Origin of the sequence: Alkalihalobacillus sp. FSL W8-0930, from assembly GCA_037965595.1 — a bacterium.
GTDB lineage: Bacteria > Bacillota > Bacilli > Bacillales > Bacillaceae_D > Alkalicoccobacillus.
Map to the genome: position 1 here is coordinate 2,804,264 of CP150183.1, position 17,122 is coordinate 2,821,385.

General features: G+C 40.2%; 13 protein-coding genes and 1 other annotated feature. Of the genes, 1 reads left to right on the forward strand and 12 read right to left on the reverse strand.

What is annotated here, in order from left to right; genetic code table 11:
- Nucleotides 1-107: 107 nt before the first annotated feature.
- The 10 genes from NSQ54_14835 to NSQ54_14880 form a co-directional block, all read right to left on the reverse strand.
- A complete protein-coding gene (locus NSQ54_14835) occupies nt 108-959 on the reverse strand; it encodes an SMP-30/gluconolactonase/LRE family protein (GenBank protein ID WYP25586.1) in 852 nt (283 codons plus the stop codon).
- Nucleotides 960-975: 16 nt separating this feature from the next.
- A complete protein-coding gene (locus NSQ54_14840) occupies nt 976-1,371 on the reverse strand; it encodes a secondary thiamine-phosphate synthase enzyme YjbQ (GenBank protein WYP25587.1) in 396 nt (131 codons plus the stop codon).
- Nucleotides 1,372-1,489: 118 nt separating this feature from the next.
- Nucleotides 1,490-2,338, reverse strand: a complete 849-nt coding sequence (locus NSQ54_14845) for an arylamine N-acetyltransferase (protein ID WYP25588.1) — start codon at nt 2,336-2,338, stop codon at nt 1,490-1,492.
- A gap of 157 nt (nt 2,339-2,495) precedes the next feature.
- Nucleotides 2,496-3,155, reverse strand: a complete 660-nt coding sequence (locus NSQ54_14850) for a YesL family protein (protein ID WYP25589.1) — start codon at nt 3,153-3,155, stop codon at nt 2,496-2,498.
- 48 nt (nt 3,156-3,203) lie between these two features.
- The gene (locus NSQ54_14855) at nt 3,204-4,052 is read right to left on the reverse strand and encodes a carbohydrate ABC transporter permease (protein ID WYP25590.1); all 849 of its coding nucleotides are present in this window, start codon (nt 4,050-4,052) and stop codon (nt 3,204-3,206) included.
- 20 nt (nt 4,053-4,072) lie between these two features.
- The gene (locus NSQ54_14860; protein ID WYP25591.1) at nt 4,073-5,029 is read right to left on the reverse strand and encodes a sugar ABC transporter permease; all 957 of its coding nucleotides are present in this window, start codon (nt 5,027-5,029) and stop codon (nt 4,073-4,075) included.
- Between the two features lie 85 nt (nt 5,030-5,114).
- Nucleotides 5,115-6,428 carry an ABC transporter substrate-binding protein gene (locus NSQ54_14865; protein WYP25592.1) on the reverse strand — a complete coding sequence of 438 codons (1,314 nt, stop codon included), beginning with the start codon at nt 6,426-6,428 and terminating at the stop codon, nt 5,115-5,117.
- 245 nt (nt 6,429-6,673) lie between these two features.
- Nucleotides 6,674-7,966, reverse strand: a complete 1,293-nt coding sequence (locus tag NSQ54_14870; GenBank protein WYP25593.1) for an ABC transporter substrate-binding protein — start codon at nt 7,964-7,966, stop codon at nt 6,674-6,676.
- 48 nt (nt 7,967-8,014) lie between these two features.
- Nucleotides 8,015-9,619, reverse strand: a complete 1,605-nt coding sequence (locus tag NSQ54_14875; GenBank protein ID WYP25594.1) for a response regulator — start codon at nt 9,617-9,619, stop codon at nt 8,015-8,017.
- A 6-nt stretch (nt 9,620-9,625) separates the two neighbouring features.
- The gene (locus NSQ54_14880; GenBank protein WYP25595.1) at nt 9,626-11,347 is read right to left on the reverse strand and encodes a sensor histidine kinase; all 1,722 of its coding nucleotides are present in this window, start codon (nt 11,345-11,347) and stop codon (nt 9,626-9,628) included.
- Nucleotides 11,348-11,549: 202 nt separating this feature from the next.
- On the opposite strand from NSQ54_14880, the gene NSQ54_14885 reads away from it, so the two are divergent.
- On the forward strand, nt 11,550-12,806 hold the full coding sequence (locus NSQ54_14885) for an NAD(P)/FAD-dependent oxidoreductase (GenBank protein ID WYP25596.1): 1,257 nt from the start codon (nt 11,550-11,552) through the stop codon (nt 12,804-12,806).
- A 264-nt stretch (nt 12,807-13,070) separates the two neighbouring features.
- Here the strand turns inward: NSQ54_14885 and leuS are convergent, their stop codons facing one another.
- Nucleotides 13,071-15,491, reverse strand: a complete 2,421-nt coding sequence (gene leuS, locus NSQ54_14890) for a leucine--tRNA ligase (protein WYP25597.1) — start codon at nt 15,489-15,491, stop codon at nt 13,071-13,073.
- A gap of 99 nt (nt 15,492-15,590) precedes the next feature.
- Nucleotides 15,591-15,822 (reverse strand) — a binding site (T-box leader).
- Between the two features lie 65 nt (nt 15,823-15,887).
- Entirely contained in the window at nt 15,888-17,084 is a 1,197-nt protein-coding gene (locus NSQ54_14895; GenBank protein WYP25598.1) for an MFS transporter, read from the reverse strand.
- Nucleotides 17,085-17,122: the final 38 nt, after the last annotated feature.

Consider the following 17,122-nt stretch of genomic DNA (forward strand, 5'->3'; position numbering starts at 1 on the left):
AGCTTAAGTGCAAAAAGAGCGAGTATCCCATCGTTGTGGAATATTCGCCCTTCTTTGCTTATACATGATTGGCCCACTTATCGTAGTGTTAGCAGAAAAAACATTTCTTAGCCTGCAAATTCATCGGGTTTAAAGCCTTTTGACTGTGTATCAACCGCGAACAGAGCGCCACCATGCGGGTCGTTTTCGTCGTCACTTGAGGCCGTTGTGATATAGAGGGTCTGATAGTCTTCTCCTCCAAAAGCACACGAGGTCACGCATTTTGCTCCTACTTCTACAGACTGGATGGTTTCCTTGGTAAAAGGATTTACTTGGATCACCTGCCAGCCATTATACATGGCTACCCATAGCATCCCGTCTTGATCAATCGTCATACCATCTGGTGAGCCTTCAGACTTTGGAAAGGTATAAACCACTTCTTTCCCGTGAATCTCTCCACTTTCCACATCGTAATGATATGAGACAATCTGTTGGGTTGGTGTGTCTATATAATACATGCGACTATGCTTCATATCCCATGCTAGTCCATTTGAAATCTGGACATGATCAATCACTTTATCGCATGTATAGTCCGTATTTAATCTGTAAAGTGCGGCATCCTTTTCTGAGCCTTCCATGACCATCGTGCCTGCCCAGAAGCGCCCAGCGGGATCACATTTTCCGTCGTTGAATCGGTGGTTCGGTACAACTTTTTCTGGAGAAGCTACTTTTTCTAAACGGTCCGCATCAAATAAGTACAGCCCGTCTGTCATAGCCAATATGTATCCGCCTTTTTTTCGTTTAACAACGGCTGTCACCTTTTGACCAAATGAAAGCTGTGTATTTTCTTTTTCATTAGGTGAATAGGTGTTTAACTTACACCCATCAATATCAACCCAATGAAGAACATGTTGCTTCTCATCCCAAAAAGGTCCCTCTCCTAGCTTCGCCTTTGAATTCCAAATGATCTCTGCCTTCACACGATCACTCTCCCAACTAGCTGACTTTTATATAATAGGTTCTAGCTCTTGATCCATCAAACTCACAAAAGTAAATCCCTTGCCATTGTCCAAGAATTAATTCGCCTTCAGAGACAATAACGGTTTGCGAAGAACCAACAGTACTTGCCTTTAGGTGAGCAGCACTATTACCTTCTCCATGTTTATATTTTTGATGCTCCCATGGGTATACTTCATGAAACCTCATGAGCATATCTTCTTTTACATCGGGATCTGCATTTTCATTAATGGTAATGCCCGCTGTTGTATGAGGACAGTAAATGATGACTTGTCCTTCTTTTATATTCGATTCTTTTACTACCGTTTCAACTTCACGTGTAATATCAACCATACTATCTCTATTTTTAGTTGTTAATCTTTTCTTTTTTAACATGGTAATGTCCCCCTTACACGATCTCTCGTTTCCTATTCCCTGTTTTATTTACTTAAAACCCAAATCATACTCAAAACAAGAAAAGAATTGGTACGGAGGTAAAAGGGGGGTTTGCCTCTTAAACTTTTTCAATGGTGTTTTTAACAGACTGCTCTTGTTGAAAAATCTCAACGCCAGATGCCTCTAGAATAGAAATGGCTCGTTTCACTGGCAATTTCCTGAACCCAAACTCATTGTGAATACACTGTTCAATCTCATCAGACGTTTTAAATTCTCGCTTCTCGGTCGTACCATCTGGGTAGTAGATACGTAATTGATTATTCCGTATACGCATGTTGCAATCCTTCTTCCAAAGCTGACACCGAAGCTCTGTCATATAGGTAGCTGTTGGTTGGTGAGAGCGTCTAACCATGTCTTCTATAAATAATGGATCTGTCGGATTTGTTGAGAACGTCCAACAATCCTCTGTCAGCTTCCGTTTAATAAACCTTGCAAATTCATAATTCTGCTTACTAAGGTGACGAATGTGTATCGTCTCTTGATTATATGTGAACTCATACATATGATTTTTTTCAATTCGAACCGGAGTAAAAATAGGTGCTGCTACTCCGCAATCAACAAAGATATGTTCTCCATTCAGACTGACCATAATGGCTAAATGATCCTTGCCCAAATGAATGTTATAGCTTGAAAAACCAAGCTCATTTAATAGTTGATTTAACATGCCATTTAACACATAACAGGTTCCACCAAATTGATATTGATGAAATTGTTCAATAAACTCAGCTAATGTTGGAAGCGAATGTGTGCGAAAGGAATTCTGTTCAAAATTTATCACTTTCCCAATGTTCTCAAACGGAAAACAAAACACATGAGCACGCACAATTTTCTCCAAATAGGTGTAAGAAGGTTGTTCCTCTTTTAATCCTAAAATCGTTAAATACTGCATGACTTCGAGCTTTTGCATGCTAATCCCTCCCACCTTTTTCTCATCAATCAAGTATTCTATGCTTTATACCCAAGAATGAGAGAGATCACACTATTTATGTTAGATAATTTAACATAAAAAACAATAAAAAAGAGAATGTCTTTTTTAAAGAACACTCTCTTTTTCTAAACTAAGTTTATAACGATGCCTGCGCACCAGCTTGCTTTCTTTGGTGTTTCCCGTGCATTTCGTTAATGCGTTCAAACCCTTTGTAGGCGATCCACATGTTGACATGGATGAAGAAGCTAATGCCTACTAAAGGAATCAAACCAGGAAGGAAAATTAAAAAATAGTAGGTTGATAACAGACTAACAAATAGAAACACCATATTGGCCGGGTGCAGAAAACCGATAAAGAGCGCTTTTTTTAATGTTTTCTTAATCGATTCCGCATCGTGAACCATAACAGGGAACACATACATCAACAGCATGCCAAGCGCAAGACCAATCACGATCAAAGCAACGTGCATAACCGAATGGAAGGCTCCCTCCCATTGTCTAACAAACATAAAATCAATGTACCAGATAGCTGAGATAACAAATAAAATGCCTCCAACTCCATTTGAACGTAAGAAGGACTGACGATACTCACGGACAAATGTTCTGAATAAAGGAATATCTTCTTCACCTGCAGCCGTTCGTTTTGCTATCGCAAAAACAGCGGTTGTACTAGGCATAAAGCCTAGTACAATCCCACCTAACAATGTTCCCCCTACCCAAAACAAATTGAGCCAAAAGAAATAGGTGATCCACTTACAGAGATTATAGATTCCAGTAAACAGCCGATTCATTTCCATTGTGATCTCTCCTATCTGATCAATTACACTGAATTTATGTTTTACCCATTAAGATTTTAATCCACTTGTACTAATACCATCTACAATGTAGCGTTGGAAGATGAAGAAGATTAAAAAGACTGGTAAAATACTAACGGTTGTCATCGCAAACATTGCGCCCCAGTTCGTTACAGCACTTGGGTCAGAGAACAACTTAAGAGCAAGTGAGACTGGATACTTCTCAGGCGTCACTAGATATATTAACGGTCCCATAAAGTCATCCCATCTCCAATAAAATGAGAAGATGGCCGCTGTCATCATTGCTGGAACAACGAGTGGGACAATAATCCGGAAGAAAATAGAGAACGTGTTACATCCATCAATCTTCGCTGCTTGATCCAGTTCAGTTGGAATGGTTCGAATAAACTGCATGATCAAAAAGATGAAGAATGGTACCCCAAAGAATGTCGGTAAAATCAGTGGCAGGTACGTATCAATCCATCCAAAACCTGAGAACATGACGTATTGCGGGATCATAACCATCTCATAAGGAAGCATCAGTGTAAGCATCATTAGAACAAACCACATTTTTTTACCTGTAAATTTAATACGAGCAAAACCGTATGCGATAAATGTTGAAGAAATCACACTTCCAATGGTTGAAATAACAGTGATCACAAATGAGTTTTTAAAGAATGTGGTAAAAGTAATCCCACCAAACCCTTGCCAACCCTCAGAAAAGTTTTCAAAAGCCCACACTTTCGGAATAAGTGAATGTGCATCCACAAATACATCTGAGCTTTGTTTAAATGAACTCATAACCATCCAGGCCAAAGGATAAAGCATAATTAAAGTAAAGATGATCATTAAAATGTGTTGAACGATTTTCTTTATACGTTTTTTTCGTTGTGTATCCATATGATTTTCTCCTTCCCTTGTTAATCGTTATAGTGAACCCATTTATCAGAGCTTTTAAAGATTACAGCAGTAAAGATCGCTATGATAATTAACATGACCCATGCCATCGCAGACGCATAACCCATATCAAAGAATTCAAAGGCACGACGGTACATGTACAGTACATAAAGAAGTGTACTGTTCATCGGTCCACCATTTGTGACAATGAAGCTTGGGGTAAATGCCATAAATCCTTGGATAGTCTGCATAATCGTGTTAAAAAGGATCACTGGCGTTAACAAAGGAATGGTGATCTTAAAGAATTGTTGCCAAGGCTTTGCACCATCTACAGCAGATGCTTCATAAAACGTTTTTGGAATGTTTCGAAGCCCTGCAAGGAAGATAAGCATGGATGAACCAAACTGCCACCCATATAATGCGACAAGTGTCCATATCGCAGTACCTGGGTCACCAAGCCAAGAATGTGTTGGTAGCCCAATTGACGCTAATACAGAGTTAAAGGCTCCATCATTACCAAATAACTGTCTCCACATAATAGAAATTCCAATACTTCCCCCAACCACAGAAGGAAGGTATAGCATTGTTCTATAGAGACCCACTGCCTCAACAATTTTATTCAGGGCAACGGCTACCATAAGAGCGAATACTAGACGCAAAGGAACAGCAGTCCCCGCATACAAGAAAGTCACTTTTAATGATTGTCTCCACGTATCATCAGTTGTGAACATCCGTTCATAGTTTGCTAGTCCAATCCATTCATATTCTCCCCCCATTCCATAGTTCGTGAAGGATAAATAAAGAGAATAAACAATGGGATAGAGAGTAAACGCTACTAATCCAATAATAAAAGGCGAAATAAATGCATAGCCTGACAACTCTTCATAGCCTGTACGCAATCGTTTAGGTCGTTTAAACGGCTTTTTAAAGGGCGGTTTAACTGGGACCACGGTTTCTTTACCCGTCTGGTTTTGTGCCATAATCTCCACTCCTTACAGATCATTTTCTTTAGCCAAAGAAAGTGATCCCCTTCATATCGATCATGAAAGGATCACTTCCTCTACATTAATTTCCTAAAATCATTTCAGCTGATTTTCTGAATTCGGCAGCACCTTCTTCAGGTGTAATTTGTCCATACATGACTCGCTCGTCAATTGTATTTAGCTCCGTTAATATCTCAGAAGATTGAGCCGGGAAGTTTGTATCAATTGGTGAACTGTTTTCAGTTACTTTATCGATGTAATCATAGATTTTTGTTTCAATTTCATCTAGGTCTGCTCGCATTTCTTCACGGATTTCGTTGTTGATTGGTACACCGCGGTCAGATCCAATTGTGTCAAATACTTCTTTTGTATTCGTAAAGAAGTTAATGAATTTCACTGCCTCTTCTTTGTGCTCTGAGTTCTCACTTACAGACCAAAGCATAGCTGGCTTTAAGTACATTCCTTGAGAGATGTTATCCCCAGGCAATACATTCAGATCAAATGTATAGTCTGCTGCCATGGACATTGTTTTCATTTGGTTAGACCATCTAAGGTCAAATGGAGCATTTTTGTGTACGATTAATTCATCTTCAATCCCTTGAATCTGCTGAATCACATCGTATCCAGGAGCAACCCCATCATCAACCATTTGTTTAGCTCTTGTAAGATAGTCTGTTAGAATCTGATCATCGTCATATCCTAGAGCAGTACCATCTTCATTAAACAACGCAAACCCTTGCTCTCTTAGATAGTACTCAAAAATATTACCTGCTTCATACGAACGCGTGCCATACGTATCTAACTCATCATGAACCTTGTAGGCAATTTCCTCGAAATCCTCCCATGTCCAATCATCCGTTGGTAGGTCCGCTCCAGCTTCCTCTAGCATTTCTGCATTGTAAACGGCAGTCAGAGCATTTGTACCTGATGGAATGCCTAGTAGCTGATCATCTTTCATACCAGACTGAACAATGGAATCATCAACCTTACTTAAATCAAGATCCCCGCTATCCTTGAATTCATTTAGATCTGCGAGTAACCCTTGACTCGCATAAAGGTTCAGGTACTCACCGAAGTTCTGTTGCATAATATCTGGCAGGTTGTTTCCTGCAGCTTGAGCAGCCATACGCTCGAAGTAACCATCCCATCCGGTGAATTCCGGCTCAATTTTAATATTTGGATTTTCTTTCTCATACATCTCAATAATTTTAAATGTCATATCATGACGTTCCTGAGAACCCCACCAAGACATACGTAATTTAATTTGCTCATCACCACTGCCACCGCCTTCAGAATCGGTCGTTTCCCCACCAGTATCTGAAGCCCCTCCACATGCAGCTAAAGCAAGTGAAGCTGTTAATACAGAAGCCGTTAAGAACATCCATTTCTTTTTCATCAAGCAACCCCCTTTTTATTTTGAAAGCGCTTTCTTAAGCTATTCTTATCGTACACCATCCTTATTTTTCTGGGAATCAAATAATCAGATCTAAAATGTTTAAAAAACAGAGGTATCAAATAGTATGTAAAAAAACCATATAAAATTGTAACTGGTTCACAGGTCTTCCCTACAATCGATTAACATGCAAAAGACTGATGACTCTGAATGAGAGCCACCAGTCTTCATTTTAAATTCAACTTTATTTAATAACCTAAAATCCGTTCCGCTTCAGCTCTAAATTCACTCGCACCCTCTTCGGGAGTAATCTGCCCATACATCACTCGCTCGTCAACTTGTTCTAATGCGTTAAAGATTTCACTGGCTTCAGAAGGGAAATTCGTATCAATGGGAGAGCTATTTTCAGTAAGGTATTCAATGTAGTCAAAAATCTTCGCTTCCACCTCACTTAGATTCGCTCTCATTGTTTCTCTAATTTCGTTATTGATCGGTACCCCACGCTCGGATCCACTAATATTGTACACTTCTTGTTCGTTTACGAAATAATCAATAAATTTCACGGCTTCTTCCTTCTGCGTTGAGTTTTCACTAACGGACCAAAGCATCGACGGTTTTAGATACATACCACGCTCATTAAACTCACCCGGTAAAACATTCAAATCAAATGAGTAATCGGCTGCATTTGAAAGAGCTAGAATTTGATTGGAATGCACAAAGGCGATTGGAGATTTCTTATGGACAATCAATTCATCTTCTAGACCTTGGATTTGATTTGTCACATCCAGTCCTGGAATGACTCCTGCATCTGCTAAATCCTTACTTAACGTGAAATGATCAACTAATAATTGATCATCATTGTACCCAAGAGCTGTACCTTCTTGATTAAAGAGGGTATATCCTCTCTCCCTTAGGTGGTACTCAAATGTATTACCCGTCCCGAGTGCTCCTGATCCATAGATATCGAGTTGGGCGTGAGCCTGCTCTGCAATCTCTTTAAAGTCGTCCCATGTCCAATCATTTGTTGGGAGAGCAATGCCAGCCTCTTCTAATAGCTGCTTATTATAAGCAACGGTTAAGCCATTTGTTCCTGTAGGGATGCCTAACAGCTTGCCATCCTTTTCTCCCGTCTGTAAAATATCATCCTCCACTTGACTAACGTCTAAGGTACCATCCTCAATGAAGGTCGAGAGGTCGGTTAATAACCCTTGACTGGCATACAGATTTAAATATTCACCGAAATTTTGTTGCATGATATCAGGTAGGTTATTCCCCGCTGCTTGTGCGGCCATTCTCTCAAAGTATCCGTCCCATCCCGTAAATTCAGGCTTGATTGTCACATGTGGATTTTGCTCCTCATATTTTTCAATGATCTCCAAGGTCAAATCATTTCTTTGTTGAGATCCCCACCATGACATTCGCAGTGTCACTTCATTCACCCCATCATCTTCAACCTCGCTTGCGGTCTTTTCTTGACACCCAGTAAGAATAAGAGCTAGTGCAACCCCTGAAACCATGAACAAACCGTTTGCTTTTTTCATCTGTTCGCCTCCTAGGTTAGTGTGTAGGATCGTTTATCAGGATGATGATTATTTTTCCGATGCGCTTAAACAATAGGTTTCTTTGTATTCTTTTGGTGTGCAACCCGTTTGCTTTTTAAAGACTTGACTAAAGTAACGTGGGTTGTTTCCAAACCCCACTAATTCCGCGACTTCTGCTATTTTACTGTTTTCTGTTTCACACATTTGTTCAATGGCCTTATTGATTCTAAGCTTCATCAAGTAATGTGAAAACTTCTCACCCATTTCTTTTTTAAACAGCTTCCCTAAGTAGTCCGAATTCATGTAAAATACATCATTTGAAAGCTGCAGTAACGATAATTCCGAATCCCAGTAGGAGGATTCAACATGCTCACAAAGTCTCTGAATGGTTGTGCTTATTTGCTTTTTGGTTGATTTATAATTTTCATGTACAACCTTACTTGTGTGCTGCATCATAAATTCTTCGATTTGTCGAAACGTTTGTAGCCGTTGAAACTGTGCCACCGCAGTAAATAATTCATCCATTAATTCATTTGAAGCCTGGCGTATAATCGACATATATAGCTCTAAACTGTGTGCTTTAACAATGCCTACATCGTATTTCTTTTCCGCAATATAAGAGAAGTAATGAGTAAGATAGTGATCTGTTTCTACTTTGTTACCGCTTCGAATAAAGACCAATAATTCCTCATGATTAAATTGAAGTTCATCAATCCGAAATGGCTCCTGATCAATAAGCCCCGTTGAAATAATCCCTCCCTCCTCTAAATAAAATCGCTCAGCTAATCCTTGTAAGGCTTCACGGTACAATTGCCTAAGGTCCATCAGAGTGCTTTCCCTAGTCACTGCACTAGTGAAGGTTAACTGATAAAAGTGCGTAAAGTGGTGTCCTACATCTTCTAAAATAGAAATAAGCTGATCATCAGAACAACGTTCAAGTAGGATCACCACCTTTTCTCCAACAGTGGTTGAAAGCCAGACAGATTGGGTTTTCTCTAATTCTGAAGATGCCATTTCTTTAAGCGCATAAAAATGCTCAAACTCATCAAACTGAATGGTGGAAGTATTATCATGTATAGGCTTATCAACTGTCAGTACAACAAGCTTCAGGAGCCTGGTCAGTTCATCTGGCTCAAATAAGTGCTTGTAGTAATCCAAATCTTGTGCCCCGAACGTATTTGTTGTTAGAAATTCCTTTAACACCTGCATTTTTGCTTTTGGCAGCATTTCATTAAGCTTTTCCTTCATTCTCCCTACAAATGCAGCGTCTTCTTTTTCTTTCTTTAATCGTTCAACAATTTGAGTGAGGGCTTCTTCGATTTTTGACTCATTAGAAGGCTTTAACAAGTAATGTTTTACTTCGTATTCCATAGCTGTTTGCGCATAATCAAACTCATCATGCCCAGACAATATGATCCACTTAATAGACGGAAACATGGAATGAGCCCGTTTAAGTAACTCAATCCCATTTAAACCAGGCATCTTAATATCTGTAATGACTACATCCGGATTCTTCTCCTGTATTTGCTCTAATGCCTCAATACCGTTACTCGCTTTTCCAACAAGCTCTGTTTCACAACGGTTCCAGTCAACAAGTGCTGCTATTCCTTCCAGGATGTTGATTTCGTCATCTACTAAAAGAACGGAATACACGTTCATTCACTCCTTTGTATTAGGAATCTTTACGGTTACAGCAGTCCCCGCGCCAACCTGACTTTCAATCTGAATCCCATACGGCTCCCCGAACATAATACGAAGCCGCTCCATAATATTTGCTAGACCTATTCCTGAACGCTTAGGCTTTACCGTTCCTGCATAAATGGAATCAATAGTGGTCTGATTCATCCCTACTCCATTGTCTTGAACTGTAATATATAGATGATCTCCTTTTACTTTAAAGAATATATGAATCTGACATTCTCCAATCACTTCTTCTAAGCTGTGTTGAATGGCGTTTTCTACGATCGGTTGAATGGTTAGCTTAGGGATTCGTAGACTGTTTACATTGTCTGGTTGCTCCATTGAGAAGTTCAGCCTGTTCTTGTAGCGATAAGATTGGATCACCATATAGTGATGAACAATGGTTAGCTCTTCTTCTAATGTAATTAAAGGCTCTTTCTTGCTTATTATCGTCCTCATCATATTTCCGAGCGACTCTGCAATGCTAGAGATGTCCTGCTGTTTGTTCATCTTTGCTAACCAATTAATTGAGTCTAGTGTGTTATATAAAAAATGGGGATTGATTTGAGCTTGTAATGCACGATATTCGGTTTCTTTAATAACAAGCTGTTTTGAATAATTCTCAGCAATTAATGTATTCATCCGCCCGATCATGGAAACAAAATTTGTATGAAGCTGCCCAATCTCATCTGATGAATGTGTTGTGTTCTCTTCAATCATTGGCTTTACATTCCCAAGTTCTACTTGCTTCATTTTCGTTGTTAAATCCTCTAGTGGCTTTGAAATGGTCCTAGCGAGCTTTCGACTAATAAATAAAATCACAACTAAGAAAACGATAAAGGAAGCGATCATTAAGTTGTTAAGTAAACTGGTCTTTGAGGAAACGTTATCAAATGGAAGGATATTAACATAAGAGAGATCTGAATGTCTTGATTGTTGATAGGTTAAAAAATACTCGCTCCCATCCCATGGTTTCACTTGGTAGTTTCCTTCGGATAAATCTTCTATTAATGGTTCAGCCCCCTGAGGGAAGTTTTGAGAGAGGATCACCTCTTGATCCTTCATCATGACAAAGCTTTTTTCATCTGAGAGATTAAGTGTATCGGAAATAAATTCTTTCATATCGATAGTAATAAAGACGGACCCAAGAAAGGCTAAGCTTAAATCGTTGGACTTTCTCATTTCTCTTGTAGAAACAAGAATCCCTTGGTCTGATAAAGGCATCCACACATTAGCCCCTTTACCAGCTTTCATTTCTTCTTTCCAATCTTGATCCACTAAATGTCTAATGGGTTCATTCCCCACAACATAAAATTCAGCAAATGTATCCTCTATTTGTATGGATGTAATATATCGTTCTTGAGAGTAATACGCATTTAAGCGTTCCATTAAAAATACTTTTGTACGATAAACGTCGTAACCGATATATTCTGAATTAATTCCTTCCATGTAGTTTTGAATCACTGGGTCCGTTGCAATTTGAAAGGATATTTGTTCAACCTTACGAAGCTCTTCATCAAGTACAGTTGAAGAGATTTTTAGAGTATTGGCAGATTCGTTATACACTTCCTTTTCATACACTGCTGTAAATACTTGAAAACTTATCACACCCATCAAACAAAAAAAGACTAATTGTAAGATGGCGATCATGAAAATCTTTTGTTTAATACTTTGAAGTTGATTGAACCCCCAGTTAATCACGCCACCACCGCTTTCAAAAGTAAAATAAAGCGCTTACATAATTAATTAGTTTAACAGATTTTCACTTTTATGTGTTGAACTTTTGGAGGTTTTTGCCCTATTCAGCAAACTTAATTAAACGTATTCTACGAGTGCTTTATTATTTCTTTACGAATTGTGATAGTATAAGAAAAGCAAATGACCGAAAGATAAGGAGATTTTTATGTTTGATGTAATCGTAATAGGGGGCGGACCTTCTGGCTTGATGGCCTCAGTCGCTGCTGCAGAGCATGGAGCCCGCGTTCTCTTAATAGATAAAGGAAATAAACTAGGCCGTAAGTTAGCCATTTCGGGTGGTGGTCGCTGTAATGTCACAAACCGAATGGAACGTAAGCAGCTAATAGAGCATATTCCTGGTAACGGGAAATTTATGCATAGTCCTTTTGCTACCTTTGATAATGAGAATATCATTGAATTCTTTGAAGGGCTAGGAATCGAGTTAAAAGAGGAAGACCGGGGACGGATGTTTCCGATTAATGACAAGGCGCAAACTGTTGTTGATACGTTGTTGCGTCGGATTCGGAAACTAAATGTAACCATCTGGACAGACTCAGCAGTGAAAACCATTGATTATAAAGATGGTCATGTACATGCTGTAAAGTTATTGGATGGTCAGGTTCTTGAAACACGTTCGATCATCGTTGCAACTGGAGGCAAATCGGTGCCCCATACGGGATCAACAGGAGATGGGTATCCTTGGGCCCAAAAGGCTGGACATACGATTACTGAACTCTATCCAACCGAGGTACCAATCACATCACAAGATCCATTCATAAAGGGTAAAGTCCTTCAGGGTCTCTCTGTTCGTGAAATAGAGCTATCTGTCATTAATCCAAAAGGAAAAATAATTAAAACCCATGAAGGCGATATGATCTTTACTCACTTTGGTGTATCTGGTCCAGCAGCCTTGCGCTGTAGTCAATATGTGGTTAAAGCGTTAAAGAAATTTGACGTGCCATCGATTGAACTGCGTCTTGATTTGTTTCCTGCAAAATCCAGTGAAGACCTTTTTCAAGAACTGTGGAAGCTCGTGAAGGCAGAACCGAAAAAGCAATTAAAGAATGTTCTAAAAGGTGTTACACAGGAACGAATGCTATTGTATTTGTATGAGCTTCATTCCATTAACGCCGAAGCAACATGTGCGAACATCTCTCATGAAGTCTTGCGTCAGCTTGCAAATACGATGAAGCAGTTTTCTATCCAAGCAACCGGTACACTCTCCATCGAAAAAGCTTTTGTAACGGGCGGCGGGGTGTCCGTTAAGGAAATTGAACCAAAAACCATGCACTCTAAAAAAGCAGAAGGACTCTACTTCTGTGGAGAAGTGCTTGATATTCACGGCTACACAGGTGGGTACAACATTACCTGTGCCTTCTCAACAGGCTACACAGCAGGAAAATCAGCTGCAGAACGAGAGTAAAAACAACCTAAAGATAGAGGATAAGATCTGAAAGGGAGATACGATCCACTATTATATGAGTGAATATATCAAGATTCATTCATAATTAAAACTAATAGAAAAAGACAAATGATTTCTTCAAATCATTTGTCTTTCTTTTTTCTATCTAATTAGCGGAAGGAGAACCCGAGACTCCTACGGAACAGAACGCGGTGAAGACACTGTAGCGGATTCATTCCGCTATTCTACTTCCCCACTCCTATTTCCGATTAACGTCTTGGAATGTTACCCTACAACAATATTGACTAACTTCCCTGGTACAGCAATCACTTTTCGAACTTGTTTGTCAGCAATCGCCTGTTCAACGGTCTCATCTGCACGGGCAAGCTCTTCCATTTGCTCACGTGTTGCATCCGCTGGAATAACAAGCTTTGTTTTTAGCTTTCCATTCACTTGAACAACGATTTCGATTTCGTTCTCTACAAGCTTCGACTCATCAAATGTTGGCCATGCTTCATACGTAATCGTATCCGTGTGACCTAGCTTCGACCAAAGCTCCTCGGCTAAGTGAGGCGCAATTGGAGAAAGGATTTTCACAAACCCTTCCATTTGATCTTTAGGTAAGACCTCTTGTTTATAAGCCTCATTAATGTAGACCATCATTTGAGAGATTCCTACGTTAAAGCGAAGCTCCGTAAAGTCCTCTGTAACCTTTTTAATCGTTTGATGATACACACGTGTTAACGTTTCAGATCCTTCGGCTTCGCGAATCACTGGACTTAAGTCTCCAGATACTTCTTCAATGAACAATCTCCAGATCCGTTCAAGGAAACGACGTGAACCATCTAATCCGTTCGTTGACCAAGCAATGGTCCCATCAAGTGGCCCCATAAACATTTCATATAAACGTAATGTGTCCGCTCCATGTGATTTGATAACATCATCCGGATTCACAACATTTCCTTTTGACTTACTCATCTTCTCGTTGTTCTCTCCTAGAATCATCCCTTGGTTATATAAACGCTGAAATGGTTCTTTTGTAGGAACAGCACCGATATCATACAAGAATTTATGCCAGAAGCGCGCATACAATAAGTGAAGAACAGCGTGCTCTTGACCACCAATGTACATATCTACTGGTAACCATTCCTTTAAGATCTCAGGATCAGCTAGTGCTTCTGAGTTATCTGGATCAAGATAACGAAGGTAATACCAGCAGCTACCTGCCCATTGCGGCATCGTATTTGTTTCTCTACGGCCTTTCATGCCAGTATTCGGATCTGTTACTTCTAACCATTCTGTTGCATTCGCAAGTGGTGACTCACCCGCTCCAGACGGCTTAATCTCTTCCATTTCAGGTAGTACGAGTGGAAGCTGATCTTCAGGAACCGTTGTTGAGGTACCATCTTCCCAATGAATAATCGGAATGGGTTCTCCCCAGTAACGTTGACGGCTGAACAGCCAGTCGCGAAGACGATACGTGACCTTTTTAGTCCCTACTTCTTTTTCTTCTAGCCAAGCAATTGCTTTTTGAATCGCTTCTTCTTTTCCTAGTCCATCAAGGAAATCAGAGTTTACATGCTCCCCGTCTCCTGTATACGCTTCTGTATCGATGTTTCCACCGGCAACGACTTCACGAATTGGTAAAGAGAAGGCTGTGGCAAATTCAAAATCACGCTCATCATGAGCAGGTACAGCCATAATCGCACCCGTACCATAGCTTACTAACACATAATCAGCAATCCAGACAGGAATCTTTTCTCCATTGATTGGATTAATCGCATAGGCTCCTGTGAACGCGCCTGATTTCTCTTTAGAAAGCTCTGTACGCTCAAGATCACTTTTCGTTGCGACTTTCTTTTGATACGCTTCAATCTCGTCCTTTTGATCAGCTGTTGTGATCGTTGAAACAAGCTTATGCTCTGGTGCTAAGACCATATAGGTTGCACCGAATAACGTATCAGGACGTGTCGTAAACACAGAAATCACATCATCAAAGCCATCGATTGCAAAGTCAACCTCAGCCCCTTCAGAACGGCCAATCCAGTTACGCTGCATATCTTTTAAGTTTTCAGGCCAATCAAGATCATCTAAGTCTTCAAGTAAGCGGTCCGCATACTTTGTAATACGCAGTACCCACTGTCTCATTGGACGACGCTCTACAGGGTGTCCCCCGCGCTCACTGACTCCATCAACAATCTCTTCATTCGCTAGAACTGTTCCGAGTGCAGGGCACCAATTTACAGCCACTTCATCAACATAAGCTAGACCTTTTTCATACAATTTAATGAAGATCCACTGTGTCCATTTATAGTAATTAGGATCCGTTGTATCAACTTCACGATCCCAATCGTAGGAGAATCCAAGCTCCTTAATTTGTCTACGGAACGTGTTAATGTTTAGTTGAGTAAATGCTGCTGGAGCATTTCCTGTATCAATTGCATATTGCTCTGCTGGAAGTCCAAACGCATCCCAACCCATTGGATGCATCACTTCATAGCCCTGCATCCGTTTCATTCTTGATAAGATATCAGTTGCTGTCATCCCCTCTGGATGACCAACATGAAGCCCCGCACCTGATGGATAAGGGAACATATCTAACGCGTAATATTTTGGCTTATCACTCTTAGTGTTTGTTTTAAATGTTTTATTTTCTTCCCAGTGTGCTTGCCACTTTGGTTCGATCTTATTATGTGAAAAAGACATCGTACTTCCTCCTGTAATGGTTTATGGTCCAGTCCGTTGTAATCATGAGTCCGTTTGCATCAACACAAAAAACTCCCGTCCCTAATAACATGTTGCATTATCAGGGACGAGAGTTAGCATCTATGCTTATCCCGCGGTACCACCCAGATTAACAGAGACTTATCCTCTGTTCACTCTTTACACAAATAACGGTCGTGACCCGTTGAAGGCTACTCCAATTCACCCTCAAGACTCGGAGGCGAGTTCGATGGAACTGTTCAATTGGCTTGCACCTTCCGCCAACTCTCTGTATTCCCAGATATCATCTACTAGTCCTCGTTAACATCAACATCTCATATGAACTTATTAGTATTGTATGAAGTTGTACCCACTCTGTCAAGCGACCGCTCAGAATGTTTACAAATCGGGCGCCTGGCTCGTTTGTTCCATTTGCCTTTTCAGCGGTTTGTCATAGACGATAAGAAATGGAATCGCTACAATCAGCATACCTACTAACACGTAAAATAATACATAAATCGAATACACATCAACGATAAACCCTCCAAAAACAGGGCCTACCATTCGCCCAACCATGCCTACGCTATTCACGAGCCCTTGATAAAAGCCTTCTCTTCCTTTAGGTGCTAACCGACTTGCAACCGTTGGAACAGCTGGCCAAATAAACATTTCGCCGAACGTTAAGATGATCATCGCTACCATGAAGATCGCAAACTGTTCTGCTTGTGTTAAGACGAGGAAAGAAAGGATAAATAAAAGGGCACCAGCAATCATTTGCGCTTTGATTTTTTGAAGCCACTTACGAATAACTAAAGCAAGCAGAGGCTGAGCACAAACAATCATGAGCCCGTTCACTGTCCAAAACAAACTGTATGAACCGAGTGATATGCCAAGATTTCGCGTGTGTACAGAAATGTTTGCCTGCCATTGCGTAAACCCAATCCAACAAATGACAAACGCAATGCTAAGTAAAATAAGTGCATGTATCCGGTAATGTACACGAAACGGAATCTTTTCTCGTGTTTCTTTTACCTGTGCCTTTTCTCTGCGTGCTTCGAGACCTCTGAAGGCGAAAATAACAAAGATAAATAAAACCACGTGCATAACCGCATTTGCCCGAAACACATTCGTTAATTCATTTTGTGCAATGATCCCAATACACGCTGTTCCAATGGCCACTCCAACATTAAGAGAAACATAAATAGCGTTAAACGGACGACGACCGCCCTCTGGCCAAAGTAATCCTGCTAATGCATAAATAGTAGGGATCATCATTCCAGATCCAAACCCTATTCCCATTAATAAAAACATATAATAGTAGAAGCTATGTTGAAACGCCAGTAAACAAGCACTACCTGTAGCAATGCTTAGTGCGATGAGCAACGTGCGATAGGAACCAATCGCATCAAACAATCTCCCGCCAACTAGATTTCCACATGCCCCTGCTGCAGAGTTTAATAGTAAGATAAAACCAGCAACCGTCAGTGATTTTCCTAACTCCTCATGAATAATTATGGCATTTAAAGGCCACAAAAAAGAAGAACCCGTGATACTCATGGTCATCGTAATTAATAAAATCCAAATTGATCTTGGCAACCTACTCTACTCCCCTTACCGGTAACTCCCACTTCAAT